Below are 15521 nucleotides of genomic sequence, written 5' to 3'. Positions count from 1 at the left end.
GCCGTGGCGCCCTCGGTCCGAGAGGGGGGCGCCACGCGGGGATGCGAGCCCGGGGGAGTCCTCCGGGCTCCAGCGAGCCCTCAGCTCACGGGGGAGCGGGACGTCCCCGTCGCCACCGGGGAGAGCCCGAGCATCTCGTCCGCGAGGTTCTGCGCGGCCTCGCGCTCGGACTCGACGGTGCGGGCGCCCACGGCGCGGATGCCCAGGAGCGCCAGCCCCTCCTCGAGGCCCAGCGCCGTCTCCACGCCCTCCAGTTGGATGCCCATGCTCTGGAGCGTCAGCGCCACGTCCGCGCCCATGCCGCACAGCACGGTGCGCGTGCCCATCAGTCGGGCGGAGCCCGCCAGCCGCGCCAGCACCGCGCACAGGTGGCTGTCCACCAGCCACAGCCCGGAGATGTCCACCACCATCCCCCTGGCGCCGGTGCGCTGGATGTCGCGCAGCACGTCCGAGCACAACTGCGCGGCCTGCGCGTCGGTGATGTCGCCCTGGAGCGGAACGATGAGCTGCCCCCAGAGGGGGATGATGGGGATGCGCGACAGCTCGCGCGGAACGGGAGGCTGCTCGGGGAACTCGGGGTGGCTCATCACGACTCCACGTCCGCCACCAACACGGTGGCGTCATCGGTGAGGCGACCATATCGCTCCAACAGGAGCGCGCACGCTTCTTCGGGGGACTGCATCCGCACCGACTCGAGATCGAGCCGGAAGCTCAGGCCATCCGAGAAGACGACCAGCCGGTCGCCCGGCGCCATCTTCGTGGAGACCGTCCGGAGCGAACGGTACGACTGGCCGAGGATGCCCGGCGTGGGCAGCACCGGCACGCGCGTGCCCTGGCTGCGCAGCTCCACGTTGCCCACCCCCGCGCAGTGCAGCACCTGGCCGTCGAAGAGCGCCAGCATCGCCGCGGCCCCTCGCACGTGCCGCAGCGAGGCGTGGACGGCCTCCATGAGCAGGTCCACGCCCGTCGCCAGGAGAACCTGGGAGAGGGAGCCGACCGCCACCGCGGAGGAGTGCGCCGCCGGGGCGCCGTGGCCCAGCGCGTCCACGACGGCGATCAGCGTGTACGGGCCTTCGCGGCGCACCAGGACCCCATCGCCGTTCTCCACTTCCCCTTCCTTGGGGCGACTGCGGTGGGCGACGGACAGCTTCACAGCCACACCTCGAACTCCACCTGCGTGCCGGTGGGGCCGGTGTTCACCTCGAACTTGTCCGCCAGCCGCTTGACGCCCAGCAGCCCCAGGCCCATGCCCGTCTTGCTGCGGTAGGTGCCGGACAGCACGCGCTCCAGTTCGGGGATGCCCCGCCCCTGGTCCTCGGCGCGCACCCGCAGGAGCTTGCGCGGCGTCTGCTGGGGGATGAGTTGGATGGTCCCGCCCCCCGCGTAGGAGACCTGGTTGCGCGCCAGCTCGCTCACCGCCGTGGCGACCTTCTGGCACTCGAAGCCGCGGCCCCCCAGCGCCTCGCACATGGAGCGGGCCGCGAGCCGCGCGTAGCTGGCGTCCGCCTCCGTGCGGACCAGGTACGTGGTGGGGCGCAGCTCCGCGCCGGTGACGGCCGGCATGGACTCGCGCGTGGGCGTCGCCGACAGCAGCGAGGAAGGCGCCTGGAGGAGCGTCTTCAGCTTGGAGGCCAGCTCCGGGCGCCGCAGGGGCTCGACGAAGTGCCGGGACGCGGGCTCCAGCGCCTCGAGGACCCGCGGGAGGTCCAGCGTGCTCAGCGACTCCGCCGACAGCCGGAGCGACTCCAGCGTCCCACGGAGCACCAGCCGCGCGGCCGTCTCCGACATGAACTGCTGCAACACCCCCAAGAGCTGCGCACTCGACACGCCCCGACTCACCCGGACCTCCTCGACTCGAACGTCATGCGCTTGCGGGCCACCACCTCCAGCCCGCCCCCCTCGCGATTGGAGACGTGGACGTCATCCGTCAACCGCCGCACCGCCGCGCCGCCCTCCCCCAGGCTCTCGCCGGGCAACGGCCCCGGGCGCCCCTCGCGGCCGGCGAACAGGCGCTCCGGAGAAGCCATCCCCGGGCCGCGATCCCTCGAGCGGATCATCAGCCACGCGTCCTCGCGCCACACCTCGAGCGTGCCGCCCTTGGGGGTGTGACGGATGAGGTTGGTGGCGAGTTCACTCACGACCAGCGCGACCTCCGCGCTGGAGGCCGCGGACAATCCCGCGTCCCGCGCGTAACGACGGGCCAGCGACGCGGCGACCACGGAGTCCACGGGGTGGCGGACCTCGATGGACAGCCGGGTCTCGACGGATACGGAAGCGGGCAACGGCAAAGGCAAAGGCAGTCCCAAGGACACGCTTGGAAAGACTGCGACATGAGGCAACAAGTGCTCGGGACTTGTAAAGCGGTTCACGACACACCCAGAGATTACGCTTCCCTTTCCAGGAAGTATCATCTCTGGTTCTTTGATTTCCCGGGTTGTCGATGTCTCGCATCCTGAAACCCGGGGATTGTCGCCGTGTATCACGGCGGTGTATCGAACCGAGGGTTTCACCAGACACCTGCGGGAGCCTCCGCCCGAGGGCGGACGTGCAGGCGTGAGACGCGGCTCAGACGCCGTGGAGATGGTGCAGTTGCAAGTCGGCCCCCACCGCCAGCGCGGTGCCCCGGGGCAGCTCCACCCAGCCCGCGGCGCGCTTCAGGTGGCTGGCGACGACCACGGTGCGACGACGGCGGTGCGCGCCCACGGCGGGCCAGGTCTCCGGGGTGCGGGACGTCACGCCGCACGGCTCGCACTCGGCGCAGCCCTCCAGGCGCGTGTAGAACAGGGGTGCCTCGCCGGACCGGCACGCGACGAGCAACGCGCCGTTGGTGGCCACCAGGTTGAGCGTGGGGGCCAGCGCGATGCCCGCGGCGGCCGCGCGCCTCGCCACGTCGCGGGCCGTGTCCATGAGCAGGCGTCCGGCGACCTCCGGCTCCAGCCGGGGATCATCCGTGCGCCCCAGGTCGCGCAGCCGCGCGAGGAAGCACGCGAAGAGCACCTCGCTGTCGGTGGCGCCCCGGACCATGCGCTGCAGGTGCTCCGGGAGCGAGGCGAGCAGCGGCGCGCGGAGCTGCTCGAAGCCGCTCACCTCCCCCTGGTGCGCGAACAACCAATGGCGGGCGCGGAACGGCTGGGTGTTCTCCTCCAACGACAGCCCCACCGGCAGCCGGCCGGCGTGGAACACCAGCGCCTCCGACTCGAGGGAGGGCGCGAGCGAGTCCACGGACAGCTCCCCATCCCCGCTGGCGAACCGGCGCAGCAGCACCTCCTCCTGCGCATAGACGCCCACACCCGCGGCGTTGGAGCGGGGGTCCGACTGGACGAGCACCTGCCCGGCGAGCCGGTGCAGCTCACACCCCAGCAGGTTCGGGTCGGACGTCAGCGCGGCGAGGACGACGGACATGAGGCGACAGCTCCCTTCCTGCCCTTGAGATAATGACGGCCCCTCCCCCCCTCAAGCCGGGCGGCCCGTTCTCCCGCCTCCTCGCTAAGTGCTTGAAATGGCTGGGATTTACAATGACGGAACATTGACACCTTCGCCGGAGGCTCCTAACCTCCGGGCGCTTCATCGACGGCCTCGGAACCAGAGGCCCTCACCGGAGACGGAATGTCGGACGACATCGCAATCGGCATCGACCTCGGCACGTCGTATTCGTGCGTGTCGGTGGTCCAGGACGGCCAGCCCATCGTCATCCCCAACGAGTGGGGTGAGACGACGCATGCCTCCTGCGTGTCCTTCCTCGAGGACGGTTCCGTGCTGGTGGGCAACGCGGCGAAGAAGAACATCATCACCAGCCCCGAGACGACGGTGTACTCCGCCAAGCGGCTCATCGGGCGCTACTACTTCTCCGACGAGGTGAAGAAGGCGCAGGCGGTGATGCCGTACCGGATCGTCGAGGGCGAGAACAACTCGGTGCGCATCGGCGTGCGGGAGCGCGCGTACTCGCTGCCGGAGATCTCCGCGCTGGTGCTCAAGGAGATGAAGGCGGTCGCGGAGACGTACCTGGGCCGCGAGGTCACCAAGGCGGTCGTCACCGTCCCGGCGTACTTCAACGACAACCAGCGCCAGGCCACCAAGGACGCGGGCCGTATCGCCGGGCTGGAGGTGCTGCGCATCCTCAACGAGCCGACGGCGGCGGCGCTGGCGTACGGCTTCGGCCGGGACGTCAACCAGCGCGTGGTGGTCTACGACCTGGGCGGCGGCACGTTCGACGTGTCCATCCTGGAGATCGGCAAGGACGTCTTCGAGGTGCTCGCGACGGCGGGCGACACGTACCTGGGCGGCGACGACTTCGACGACCGCATCATGACGTGGCTGGCGGATGACTTCCTCGCCAAGACGCGGCTGGACCTGCGCCAGAACAAGTATTGCCTCCAGATGCTGAAGGAGGCGGCGGAGAAGGCGAAGATCGACGTGGGCCAGACGGGCTCCGCGGACATCCTCTGCCAGGGCATCTGCCAGGACGCGCAGGGCAACGTGATGGACCTGCGCCACTCGCTCAACCAGGACCAGTTCAACCGGATGGTGATGGACCTGGTGCAGCGCACGTTCAAGGTCTGCGACGAGGCGCTGCAGAGCGCGCGCCTGACGGCGGCGGACATCGACGCGGTCATCCTGGTGGGCGGTCCCACGCGGCTGCCCATCATCCGCAACTCCGTGAAGCACTACTTCCAGAAGGCGCCGCTGGAGGGCATCAACCCCGACCAGGTCGTGGCCATGGGCGCCGCGCTCCAGTCGCACGCGCTGCTCGACAGCAAGACGGAGACGTTCCTGGTGGACGTCACGCCGCTGACGCTGCGCATCGGCACGGTGGGCGGCTACACCGAGAAGATCATCGACAAGAACACGCCGGTCCCCATCGACCGCTCGAAGGCCTTCACCACCAGCCGTGACGGCCAGGAGAAGGTGAAGATCCGCGTGTATCAGGGCGAATCCAACCGCGCGGACGAGTGCGAGATGCTGGGCGAGTTCGAGTTCGCGGGCTTCCGCATCGGCTATCGCGGCGAGGTGAAGATCGAGGTCACCTTCGAGATCAACACGGACGGATTGGTGAACGTGTCGGCGTGCGACACGGAGACAGGACAGAAGACGTCCACCACCATCACCCTGTCGTCCGGCATGACCGAGGCCGACATCCAGAAGTCCATCCAGGCGAACCGGAGCACCCGTCTGGCCGGACACAACCACAACGACCTGCCCGCCGTGGCCCAGTAAGCAACCGCGATGTCCGAGCCTTCCGACCCCAGCTCCGGCAAGCCGCCGGGAGCACCGCCAGGGCCGCCCGCCGCGCCCGCTCGACCGGCCATTCCCCGGATGACCGCGAAGACGCCCGGGCCGCTGCCCGCCGTCCCCGCGCCCGCCCCGAAGGCGCCGGGCACCGCGCAGCCGCCGGCAGGCTCGCGCTCGCCTGGAGTCGCGGCTCCGGCCTCGGCCGCCCCGCCCCGCCCCACCGTGCCGGTCATGCCCGCCGTCACGGCGGCTCCGGCCGCGCCCCAGCAGCCCGCGGGCTCGCGGCCCACCGTGTCGGCGATGCCCACCATCACCGCCCCCGGCACGCGCCCCACGCCCGCCCCGGTGGCGCCAGGAGCGCGCCCTCCCGCGCCGCCCCAAGCCTCTGGGGTGCCCGGAAGCACGGCCGCGGGCACGACACCGCCTCGGCCCCAGCCCGGCGCGCCCACGGGGCTCCCCCAGGTGACCAGCGCGGCCCAGCCGCCTCCGCCTCGCGGCACACCCGCGGGGCTCCCGCAGATGACCGGCGCGGCCCAGCCACCGCCGCCTCCAGGCGCTCCGCGCGGCACGCCCGCCGGGCTTCCCCAGGTACCGAGCACGGCTCAGCCTCTCCCAGTCACGCCCGCCGGGCTCCCGCAGGTGACGAGCGCCGCCCAGCCGCCGCCTCCAGCCGCCCCGCGCGGCCCCCCCGCCGGGCTCCCGCAGGTGACGAGCGCCGCCCAGCCTCCCCCTGGCACGCCGCGTGGCCCCCCCGCCGGGCTCCCTCAGGTGACGGGCACGGCCCAGCCGCCTCAGCCCCCTGGGACGCCTCGCGGCGTGCCCGCGGGCGCTCCCCAGGTGCCAGGTGGCGCCCAGCCTCCGCCGCCTCCCGCGGCGGCGCTCCGGCCCTCCGGCACCGTGCCCGCCGTCGCACCGGTCGCCGCGCGTCCGGGAACACCTCCCGTGGCGCCGAACGCCACCACGCGGCCCCAGGGCGTGTCCGTGCCCACGCCGCCGCGCGTCGCGCCGACCACTCCCGCCCCCGTGCCGCACCGCACCGCCCCGGAGGTCCCCCCGCGCACCACCGCGCCGGTCCCCACGGTCCCGAGCATCGCGCCGGCCGTCCCCAGCATCGCGCCCGCCACGGGCGCGCCGCCCGCCGCGGGTCGGACGCCAGCAGCGGGGACCCGGCCTCCCCCCACGCTCGCCGTGGGACAGGTGGCTCCGCCTCCGCCGCCTCCCTCCGCCGCGCAGCCCCGGCCGGGCGCCCGGCCCACCATGTCACTGCCGGCGCTCGCGCCCGCCGTCCCAGGCGTCGCCCCCGTGGCCGCGCCCAAGGTCCCGGCGATGGCCCCGGTCGTGCCCCCCATCGCCCCGGCCGTCCCCTCCGTGGCGCCCGTGGTGCCGCCGCCTCCGCCGCCTGGCGCGCTGTCCCCGCCGCCTCCACCCCCGGGCGCGAAGGGCGCGGGCCTGGACGCGAACCAGCTCGCCGACCTGCAATCGCGTTGCGCGAAGCTCGACCAGCTCGACTACTTCGAGGTGCTGGTGCTGGAGAGGTCGGCGAGCCCCGCGGACATCAAGAAGGCCTTCTACCGGGAGAGCCGCACGTACCACCCGGACCGCTTCTTCCAACTGGAGTCCAAGGAGCTCAAGGAGCTGGTGAACGAGCTCTACAAGCGCGTCACCGAGGCGTACTACGTCCTGCGCGACGACACGAAGCGCAAGAAGTACATCGTGGACGTGACGGGGCCGGAGCGGGCCCAGAAGCTGCGCTTCACCGAGGCCTCCGAGGCGGAGTCGAAGGCCGCCGTGAAGAAGGAGCAGGAGGAGCAGATCGGCACCCACCCCAAGGGGCGCCAGTTCTACCAGCAGGCCCAGAAGGACATCGACGGAGGCAACTGGGCCGCCGCCGAGCGCAACCTCAAGATGGCCCTCACCTACGAGCCCGCCAACGCGCGCTACAAGGAGGGCCTGACGGAGGCACAGAAGCGCCTGCAGGAAGAGTCCAAGGCCAAGGGCGACTCCTTCAAGATCCGCTGACGTTCCACGGGAGCGCCCTCGGGGCTTCATGGTCATCGACCTCATCATCCTGGGCCTGGTGCTGTTCTTCGGCCTCATCGGCGCCTTCACCGGCGCCTCCCGGCAGGTGGCCAACTGGGTGGGCCTGGGCCTGGGGTACTTCGCCTCGCACCGGCTGGGTCCCCTCGCCGCGCCCCGGCTCGCGGCCGCGCTGGACGGTCCGCTGCTGCTGGGCACGGTGCTGGGCACCTTCCTCGTCTTCCTCGTCGTGTGGCTGTCCGTGCGCTACGCGCTGGGGGCGCTGCTGCAGCGCTTCCTGGCCACGGGGCAGGCCAACGAGGACCGGAGCGTCGACCGCCTCCTGGGCTTCGTGCTGGGCGCGGGGAAGATGGCGGCCATCGCGTGGGTGGTGCTCAGCGCGCTCGCCTTCTTCGAGCAGCACGTCGTCGTCGCGGGGCGCCGCATCGACGTGTCCCCCCAGGACTCGCTCGCGGCGAAGGCGGCCCACCGCTACAACCTCTTCGAGATGACCCAGTTCGCCCCCATGGAGGACATGGTGGCGGTGGCGAAGGCGTCCGGGGACCCCAAGCGCGCCTCGCACCTCAAGGACGACCCGGCCTACAAGGCGCTGCGCAAGGACCCGCGCTTCCTGCGCCTGCTCCAGGACGACAAGGTGAAGCAGGCCATGCTGCGCGGGGACACCGCGGCGCTCCTGCGCAACGACCTGGTGCTCCAGCTCATCCAGGACCCGGACGTGGCCGCCCGCCTGGGCGCCGCCGCCCGGGCCTCCGAGGACGTGGACGACGTCACACGCTGAGCTGGACCGAGTCCAGGCCCGCCAGCCGCCCGCGCACCAGCTCCCCGTCCACCGTCACCTGGCGCCGCCGGCGCTCCGGCGCCTCGAACATGATGTCCGCCATGACGTGCTCCAGGATGGAGCGCAGGCCGCGCGCGCCCAGGCCGCGCGACGCCGAGTAGCGCACCACCTCGCGCAGCGCCGCGTCCTCGAACTCCAGCTCGATGTCGTCCATGGCCAGCAGCTCGCGGAACTCACGGACGATGGCGTCCGGCGGCTCCGTCAGCACGCGGATGAGCTCCGTCTCGCCCAGCAGGTCCAGTTGGACGACCACCGGCAGGCGCCCCAGGAACTCCGCCAGCATCCCGAACTCCACCAGCTGCTTCGTGCTGATGCGCCGGCGGGGGTGCCTCGCCCCGTCGTCCGCGCCGAAGCCCAGCCGCCGCCCCGGCTCGTCGCCGGAGTCGTGCAGGTCGCTGAAGGTCCCCGCGCAGATGAAGAGGATGTCCCGGGTGTCCACCTGGACGAAGTCACTTTTGTTCCACGCCTGTGTGACATTCAGGGGGACGTAGACCTCCCGCCCCTCCAGGAGCTTGAGGAGGGCCTGCTGGACGCCCTCCCCGCCGATGTCGCGGCTGCCCGCGCCGTTGCGGGCGCCCTGCGAGCGGCGGGCGATCTTGTCCACCTCGTCCACGAAGATGATGCCCCGCTGCGTGTCCTCGACGGAGTGGTTCGCCTTGAGCAGCAGGTCGGACACCATCACCTCCACGTCCTTCCCGTAGTAGCCGGCCTCCGTGTACTCGGTGGCGTCGACGGTGGTGAAGGGGACGTGGAGGATTTCCGCCAGGTTGCGGGCGATGTGGGTCTTCCCGCTCCCGGTGGGGCCGATGAGCAGGATGTTGGACTTCTTGATGAGGGAGTGGCGCCGGAGCTTTCGCGCCTGCACCCGCTTGAGGTGGTTGTGGGCGGCGATGGCCACCGCGCGCTTGGCGGCGTCCTGCCCGATGACGTAGCGGTCCAGCCGCTTGTAGATCTCCCGTGGGGTCAGCGGCGCTTCTTCCCTTCGTGCGGACGACTCCATGTACCCTTCCCTCCTGTCCACGCGTCCTCCCGACACTCCCCGGGAAGGGTAGGTATTGGATGGAAGGTCCGCCCGCCAGGACAGGGGCCCGGGGAGTCCGCCTGCTTGCAAGCTCGTCCTCCCTTCAGGCGGCTGTTGAATGCGGGGGTCCTTTCCTATAGTTCCCGCGCCCCTCCAGTGTTGACTGGAGTCAACCTCCTCATCCTTCCGGGAGCCTCGAACCACCGATGCCCGCAAACGCCCCTCCGCACCGTTGGACCCTCGCTGACGCCCACGAGCTCTATGGAATCCGGAACTGGGGCTCGCCCTATTTCGGCATCAACGACAAGGGCCACGTCTGCATCCATCCCGATGGGCCGCAGGCGCCCAGCATGGACCTCAAGGACCTGGTGGACGAGGTGCGGCGCCGCGGAATCGGCCTGCCCCTGCTGCTGCGCTTCACGGACGTGCTGCGCCACCGCGTCGTGCACCTCAACGAGGCCTTCCGCAAGGCCATGGCCGACCAGGGCTACAAGGGCGGCTACCGGGGCGTGTACCCCATCAAGGTGAACCAGCACCGCTACGTGGTGGAGACCATCATCGAGGCGGGCAAGGGCTACAACTACGGCCTCGAGGCGGGCAGCAAGCCGGAGCTCCTCGCGGTGATGGCGCTCCTGGAGAACGAGGACGCGCTCGTCATCTGCAACGGCTACAAGGACGAGGAGTACATCGAGACGGCGCTCTTCTATTCGCGCCTGGGCCGCAACGTCATCCTCGTGGTGGAGAAGCCCAGCGAGCTGCCCCTCATCGCCGAGGTGGCGCGCCGCACCGGCATCAACCCGCGGCTGGGCATGCGCGTGAAGCTGTCCACGCGCGGCGCCGGCAAGTGGGAGGCCAGCGGTGGCGACCGCTCCAAGTTCGGCCTCTCCTCGTCGGAGTTGATGAGCTGCATCAGCTTCATGAAGGACACGGGCCTGCTGCCCTCCTTCGAGCTGCTGCACTTCCACCTGGGCAGCCAGATCTCCAACATCCGCAACGTGAAGAACGCGCTGCGCGAGGTGGGCTGCTTCTATGTGGAGGTGGCCCGCCAGGGCGCGCCGCTGAAGTACCTGGACGTGGGCGGCGGCCTGGGCGTGGACTACGACGGTTCGCAGACGAACTTCGCCTCGTCCATGAACTACACCACGGACGAGTACGCCAACGACGTCGTCTTCGGGGTGATGGAGGCGTGTGATCGCGCGGGCGTGCCGCACCCCACGCTCGTCTCCGAATCCGGCCGCGCGGTGGTGGCGCACCACGCGGTGCTGGTCGTGGACGTGCTGGGCACCAGCGAGTTCGACCCCGCGCACGTGCCGGACAAGGTGGACGACAAGGCGCCGTCCGTCGTGCGCAACCTGCTGTCCACCTTCCGCGAGGTGACGAACAAGAACCTGCTGGAGGCGTGGCACGACGCGCAGGACGCCAAGGAGGAGAGCCTCACCCTCTTCTCGCTGGGCCACCTGTCGCTGGAGCAGCGCGTGGCGGCGGAGAACATCTACTGGGCCACCTGCCACAAGATCATGCGCATCGCGAAGGAGGCGGGCGAGATCCCGGAGGAGCTGGACACGCTGGAGAAGGCGCTCAGCGACACGTACTTCTGCAACTTCTCCGTGTTCCAGTCGCTGCCGGACTCGTGGGCCATCGACCAGCTCTTCCCGATGATGCCCATCCACCGGCTGGCGGAGAAGCCGACGCGGCGCGCGACGCTGGCGGACATCACCTGCGACTCGGACGGGAAGATCGAGCACTTCATCGACAAGCGCGAGGTGAAGGACGCGCTGGAGCTGCACGCGCTCAACGACGACGACTACTACCTGGGCATCTTCCTGGTCGGCGCGTACCAGGAGATCCTCGGCGACCTCCACAACCTCTTCGGCGACACGCACACCGTGCAGGTGTCGCTGGCGCCCAACGGCGGCTACCTCATCGACCACGTGGTGGCTGGCGACACGGTGACGGAGGTGCTCAACTACGTCAGCTACAACAAGGACGACCTCGTCGCGCGGCTGCGCAAGTTCACGGAGCTGGCGCTGCGCCAGGGCCGCATCTCCCTGGACGAGTCGCGCAACCTGCTGCGCATGTACGAGGACGGCCTGTCCGGCTACACGTACCTGGAGCGGGGCGTGGACGCGAGCTTCGCCTCCAACGCCAGCCAGCTGCGCCTGGTCCCGCAGCCGGACGCGAGCCGTCCGCCCGTCTCGCCCTCGGGCACCTGAGCCGCCCCGGGCCCCCGGCCCGGCCCCGTGGAAGCCCCCGCCCTCCGCCGCCCTCGCGCGTCGGGGGGCGCGGTGTTTCAGGGGGCTAGTAGCTGGCGATGGCGGGCTCCTCGCCGGAGCCCAGCGGCATGGGCTCGTCGGAGAAGGCCACGTCCGCGGCGAGCGCGCGCAGCCGCTGGAGCGCGAGCAGTTGCATCTCCCCCCGGGCGATGAGGGCCACGAAGTCGAAGCGCGCCAGCCGGGGGTCCTGTCCCTGGAGCCGCGCCAGCGTGCTCCACAGCGACAGCCGGCCCTCGATGGCCGAGCACAGCGCCTCCAGCTCCACCAGCCGGCTCAGGGGCGAGTAGCGCACCCACGTGCCGTTGAGCTTGAGCCGCGCCAGCTTCTCCAGCAGCCACGCGGCGCGCGACTTGAGGGCGTCCGCGCGCACCTCCAACACCTTCATCACCTCGACGAGCAGCGCCAGGTCCTCGCGCAGCTCCGGGAGGAGGTCCGCGAGGAAGTGGCCCACCGGGTTGCCGTGGTTCTCGCGCTCGGTGCGCCTCGCGAGCTCGAGGCCTGAGATCGCGCCCGCGTGGTGGTCACTGAGGTAGATGCCCAGCCGCTTCGCGTCCATGACGGTCCCCCAGGTCGCGCGGCGCCGCGGCGCTCGCTGGGGGAAGGGTGGACACGGGGGAGGCCCCCGGCAGCGACGGCCCGCCGGGACCTCCGTGGAGCGGCCGAGCGACCGGCCGTCAGTCCGGGTACGAGAACGACAGGGGCAGCTTCACGTCCGGGTGGAGGCTGCGCGCCACCGGGCACTCGCGGCCCACCTGCTCCAGGCGGGCGCGGTGCTCGGCGGACAGGCCCGCCGGCATCTGGATGTCCAGCACCAGCTCGCCGATGCGGCGCGGCGGCGGCGTCATGCGCTTCTCCACCCGGGCACGGATCTCCCCCAGGGCGATGCCCTCGCGGGAGGCGAACAGGTGCATCGTCGTCACGGCGCAGGACATGAGCGCGGCGCCCACCAGGTCCGTGGGCGAGAAGCTGCCGCCCGTGCCTCCGTTGTCGCGCGGCGCCTCGGTGGCGAACGCCGAGCCGGAGGGCCCGTGGGTGAGCTGCGTCTTGAACTGCGGGTGGCTGACCAGGGTCATCACCACGCCGGTGGCGGCAGGCTGCTGCTGGCTCATGTCGGTCTCCTCGCGGGGAAGCGCGTCAGCGGACGAACGCGTCGTGCTTCTTGGCGTCCTTCTGCGTGGAAGGCTCCGCCTCCTCCACGCTCCAGTCCAGCGTCTTCATGAGCGACTTGCTGCGCTTCTTCACGTCCGCGTCCAGGAAGGCGATGGCGTCCGTCAGCCGGTCCATCAGCCGCATGGGCTTGCGCTTGTTCTTCGGCTCGCTCAAGAGCGCGTGCGTCAGCCAGGGGAACACCGCCGTCACGTCGGTGTGGCAGTACACCGAACCCGACTCCACGGCCTCCACGGACACCTTGCCCCAGGTGTGGCCCTCGCCGGCCGGACAGCTGGACAGCGCGCCGTTGTCCACCGGGTCCACGCAGAACTGCACGTCGATGTCGAAGCCGGACGTGGGGACGTTGAGGATCTGATCCAGCAGCGGCTCGCCCTGGAGCGTGTAGTTCTTGGGGACGCCGCCGCCGAGGATCCAGATGGCCATCCGCTTGCTGCCGTTGTGCCGGCAGAAGTGCTGCATCGCGGCCATGGAGTAGACGTCGTCGTTGATGTCGAGCTCGAACTTGAATGAATCCCCGAGCAGGCGCTTGAGCTTGACGATGTTGAGGAAGATGGAGCCGTCCTGCACCGCGCCCACCCAGATGGGCACCGCGTGCTTGTAGCAGGTGGACAGGAGCGAGGGCTGCTTGACGCCCAGCTTGCGCTCGATCTGGTAGATGGCCTTGCCGAGCAGGTAGTGGAACTCCGGCGTGGTCATCTTCCGCTGGAACTCCGGGCCGCGGATGATGGCGGAGAAGAGGCGGTCGGTGTCGAGCAGCGCCTCCTCCCAGAAGCCCAGGTCGTAGATGCGGATGATGCGCGCCAGGCGGTACTGGAGGTCGCCCGCGTTGGGGTTCACCTCGCGGATGGCGTGGCCGATGATGCGGTGGGCGTCGTGGTACAGGTTGGCGCCCGTGGTGGTGATGGCGCTGATGACGCCCTTCTCGATGAGGGGAATCAGGCAGCTCTGGTGCAGGCCGGCGGGCGTCATCGCGCCGGAGAGCGTCAGGAAGATGGACGCGTCCTGCTCCATCGACTGGGACATGAGCTCGAAGGCCGTGCGCTCCTGGCGCCCCACGTAGGCACTGAAGGCATGGGCCAGCAGCTCCGCCGGCTTCTCCTTGCCGGTGATGGGGCGGGGGTCCGCCTTGCGAGCGCCGGAGTAGGCGGCGCGGAGGGACTTCTTCGGGTTCGAGGAGGTCTTGGCCATGGCGCTGCCATCTAGCACCGCCCGCCGGCCAAGGGGAGCACCGCTTGCTGCCCCGCCCCCTACTTGTCGCGCTTCCGACCCGGCGGCGGCGGAGGGGACGCGGGGCGCGGGGGCCTCGGCGCGCTCACGAGGCGGTCGCGGACCTCCTCCGGGGAGAGGTCCCCGGTGTCCGCCACCACACAGGAGACGAAGGCCAGCTCCGCGAGGACCCGCCGCGCGCGCTCGCGCTCCTCGGGGTCGTCGGAGCCCAGCGCCTCCGAGGCCGCCGCCACGTAGCTGCTGGCGAGCGACTCGAAGAGGTACACCCGGTTCTCGATGCTCGACGCGTCCTTCTTGCCCATGGGCGGGCAGTCTAGGCGCGGGCGGAGACGCCGGGCGAGGCGCTTTGCGTCGCGCCGCGCAGCTCCGTCATCGCCAGACGGTCCAGCGTGGTGCCCCGGTACACGTCCAGCATCCGCTGCTGGCCCAGCTTCCACACGCCGTACATGGTGCAGCTACCGGTCGCCCGGCAGCCGTCGTGCTGGGAGTCCTGGCAGACGTTGACGTTGACCGGGCCCTCCACGGCCTCGATGACGTCCAGGAACGTCACCTCGCGCGCGGGACGCGACAGCGCGTAGCCCCCGTGGGCGCCCCGGGTGGAGCGCACCAGCTTCCGGGAGACGAGGACCTTGAGGATCTTCGCCAGGAAGTCCTCGGGGACGTCCATCCGGCGGGCGATCTCCCGGAACGGCACCATGCGCTCCAGGGGCTGGGAGGCCAGGAACGTCATGGCCCGCAGCCCGTACTCAATCTTCCGTGAGATCTGGAGAGGATGCTGCGCCATCGCCCTTGACGTCGTGAGCAGGTTTGGCGCAGAGCCTAGGCCGCGACAGTGCGGCTTTCAACCGTCCGCCCGGAGCCCGACGTGATCGACCTGCACTCCCACACCACCGCCAGCGACGGGCAATACACGCCGGACGGGTTGATGTCGCGCGCCGCCGCGGCCGGCGTGACGGTGCTCGCCGTGACGGACCACGACACCGTGGCGGGGCTCGGGGCCGCGAGCGAGGCGGCGCGCGCGCACGGCGTGGAGCTGGTACCGGGCATCGAGGTGTCCGCGTTCGTGCTGGGCAAGGAGGTCCACATCCTTGGGCACTTCGTGCGGCCGGACGACGAGGACCTGGCGCGGTTCGCCACCCGGCTGCGCGCCGAGCGCGAGCAGCGGATGGAGGCGATGGTGGCGAGGATGCAACAGCTCGGCTTCCCGGTGCGCATGGAGCACGTGCGCCGCGTGGCCGGGGACGCGCAGCTCGGCCGGCCGCACCTGGCGCGCGTGCTGGTGGACCAGGGGTGGGCGGTGGACATGAAGGCCGCGTTCGACCGCTTCCTCGGCACGCGGGGCATGGCGTGGGTGGACCGCTTCAAGCTGGAGGGCGCCGCGGCCATCCGCCTCATCCGCAAGGCGGGAGGCACCGCCACGCTGGCCCACCCGGCCGCCTCCAAGGTGGAGCGGCTGGAGCTGCGCGAACTGGTGAAGGCGGGGCTCGCGGGGCTGGAGATGCAGCAGGGGGACCCCAACCCCGGCATCCGGAAGAAGTACCTGGGGTTCGCCCGGGAGTTCGACCTGGTCCCCACCGCCGGCAGCGACTTCCACGGCGAGGCCGTGGCCCCCGAGCACACGCTGGGTTCGGCGGACATGCCGCGCGAGCTGTTCGAGAAGCTCAAGGCCCGCGCGAGCGCCTGAAGCCGGCGGGCCGCGACGCGGGTTGCGGCCCCCGACGCGAGC

Annotated in this window: 16 protein-coding genes; 5 read left to right on the top strand and 11 right to left on the bottom strand. The window is 71.0% G+C overall.

The features are described 5' to 3' along the window. Positions 1-80: 80 nt before the first annotated feature. The 5 genes from LZ198_RS23300 to LZ198_RS23280 all read right to left on the bottom strand — a co-directional run bounded on the left by LZ198_RS23300 (position 81) and on the right by LZ198_RS23280 (position 3402). Positions 81-587: an STAS domain-containing protein gene (locus LZ198_RS23300; RefSeq protein WP_253974227.1), complete on the bottom strand. Its 507-nt coding sequence runs from the start codon at positions 585-587 to the stop codon at positions 81-83. After that, a complete protein-coding gene (locus LZ198_RS23295; protein ID WP_253974226.1) occupies positions 587-1159 on the bottom strand; it encodes a SpoIIE family protein phosphatase in 573 nt (190 codons plus the stop codon). Before LZ198_RS23295 ends, LZ198_RS23300 begins: the two co-directional genes overlap by 1 nt. Further along, positions 1150-1839 (bottom strand): ATP-binding protein, encoded by a 690-nt coding sequence (locus LZ198_RS23290; RefSeq protein WP_253974225.1) that lies wholly within the window; start codon positions 1837-1839, stop codon positions 1150-1152. Before LZ198_RS23290 ends, LZ198_RS23295 begins: the two co-directional genes overlap by 10 nt. Then, the gene (locus tag LZ198_RS23285; protein ID WP_253974224.1) at positions 1836-2228 is read right to left on the bottom strand and encodes an ATP-binding protein; all 393 of its coding nucleotides are present in this window, start codon (positions 2226-2228) and stop codon (positions 1836-1838) included. Before LZ198_RS23285 ends, LZ198_RS23290 begins: the two co-directional genes overlap by 4 nt. Positions 2229-2565: 337 nt before the next feature. After that, positions 2566-3402: a class II glutamine amidotransferase gene (locus LZ198_RS23280; RefSeq protein ID WP_253974223.1), complete on the bottom strand. Its 837-nt coding sequence runs from the start codon at positions 3400-3402 to the stop codon at positions 2566-2568. A gap of 204 nt (positions 3403-3606) precedes the next feature. On the opposite strand from LZ198_RS23280, the gene dnaK reads away from it, so the two are divergent. Genes dnaK through LZ198_RS23265 form a run of 3 tightly spaced genes read left to right on the top strand, consistent with a single transcriptional unit; the run spans position 3607 to position 8044 of the window. Continuing rightward, positions 3607-5214, top strand: a complete 1608-nt coding sequence (gene dnaK / locus LZ198_RS23275; protein ID WP_234063739.1) for a molecular chaperone DnaK — start codon at positions 3607-3609, stop codon at positions 5212-5214. Between the two features lie 9 nt (positions 5215-5223). After that, positions 5224-7248 carry a J domain-containing protein gene (locus tag LZ198_RS43240; RefSeq protein WP_267145481.1) on the top strand — a complete coding sequence of 675 codons (2025 nt, stop codon included), beginning with the start codon at positions 5224-5226 and terminating at the stop codon, positions 7246-7248. Between the two features lie 28 nt (positions 7249-7276). After that, positions 7277-8044, top strand: coding sequence for a CvpA family protein (locus LZ198_RS23265; RefSeq protein WP_253974222.1), 768 nt, complete (start codon positions 7277-7279; stop codon positions 8042-8044). On the opposite strand, the gene clpX is transcribed toward LZ198_RS23265, so the two are convergent. Then, a complete protein-coding gene (gene clpX / locus LZ198_RS23260) occupies positions 8034-9104 on the bottom strand; it encodes an ATP-dependent Clp protease ATP-binding subunit ClpX (RefSeq protein WP_253974221.1) in 1071 nt (356 codons plus the stop codon). The genes LZ198_RS23265 and clpX overlap by 11 nt on opposite strands. A gap of 227 nt (positions 9105-9331) precedes the next feature. On the opposite strand from clpX, the gene speA reads away from it, so the two are divergent. After that, positions 9332-11338, top strand: coding sequence for a biosynthetic arginine decarboxylase (gene speA / locus LZ198_RS23255; RefSeq protein ID WP_253974220.1), 2007 nt, complete (start codon positions 9332-9334; stop codon positions 11336-11338). Positions 11339-11423: 85 nt separating this feature from the next. Here the strand turns inward: speA and LZ198_RS23250 are convergent, their stop codons facing one another. The 5 genes from LZ198_RS23250 to LZ198_RS23230 form a co-directional block, all read right to left on the bottom strand. Further along, positions 11424-11954, bottom strand: a complete 531-nt coding sequence (locus LZ198_RS23250; protein ID WP_253974219.1) for a hypothetical protein — start codon at positions 11952-11954, stop codon at positions 11424-11426. A 118-nt stretch (positions 11955-12072) separates the two neighbouring features. Beyond that, positions 12073-12507: an OsmC family protein gene (locus LZ198_RS23245; protein WP_253974218.1), complete on the bottom strand. Its 435-nt coding sequence runs from the start codon at positions 12505-12507 to the stop codon at positions 12073-12075. A gap of 25 nt (positions 12508-12532) precedes the next feature. Beyond that, positions 12533-13756 (bottom strand): deoxyhypusine synthase family protein, encoded by a 1224-nt coding sequence (locus tag LZ198_RS23240; protein WP_253974217.1) that lies wholly within the window; start codon positions 13754-13756, stop codon positions 12533-12535. A gap of 59 nt (positions 13757-13815) precedes the next feature. Then, positions 13816-14097 carry a hypothetical protein gene (locus LZ198_RS23235; protein ID WP_253974216.1) on the bottom strand — a complete coding sequence of 94 codons (282 nt, stop codon included), beginning with the start codon at positions 14095-14097 and terminating at the stop codon, positions 13816-13818. A gap of 11 nt (positions 14098-14108) precedes the next feature. Beyond that, complete coding sequence (locus LZ198_RS23230; protein ID WP_253974215.1) at positions 14109-14579, bottom strand: RrF2 family transcriptional regulator; 471 nt, start codon at positions 14577-14579, stop codon at positions 14109-14111. An 81-nt stretch (positions 14580-14660) separates the two neighbouring features. Between LZ198_RS23230 and LZ198_RS23225 the strand changes: the two genes are divergently transcribed. Next, entirely contained in the window at positions 14661-15479 is an 819-nt protein-coding gene (locus tag LZ198_RS23225) for a PHP domain-containing protein (RefSeq protein ID WP_253974214.1), read from the top strand. Positions 15480-15521 lie beyond the last annotated feature (42 nt).

It is taken from the genome of Myxococcus dinghuensis (assembly GCF_024198235.1).
GTDB lineage: Bacteria > Myxococcota > Myxococcia > Myxococcales > Myxococcaceae > Myxococcus > Myxococcus dinghuensis.
This window is presented reverse-complemented; position numbering and strand designations above follow the sequence as displayed.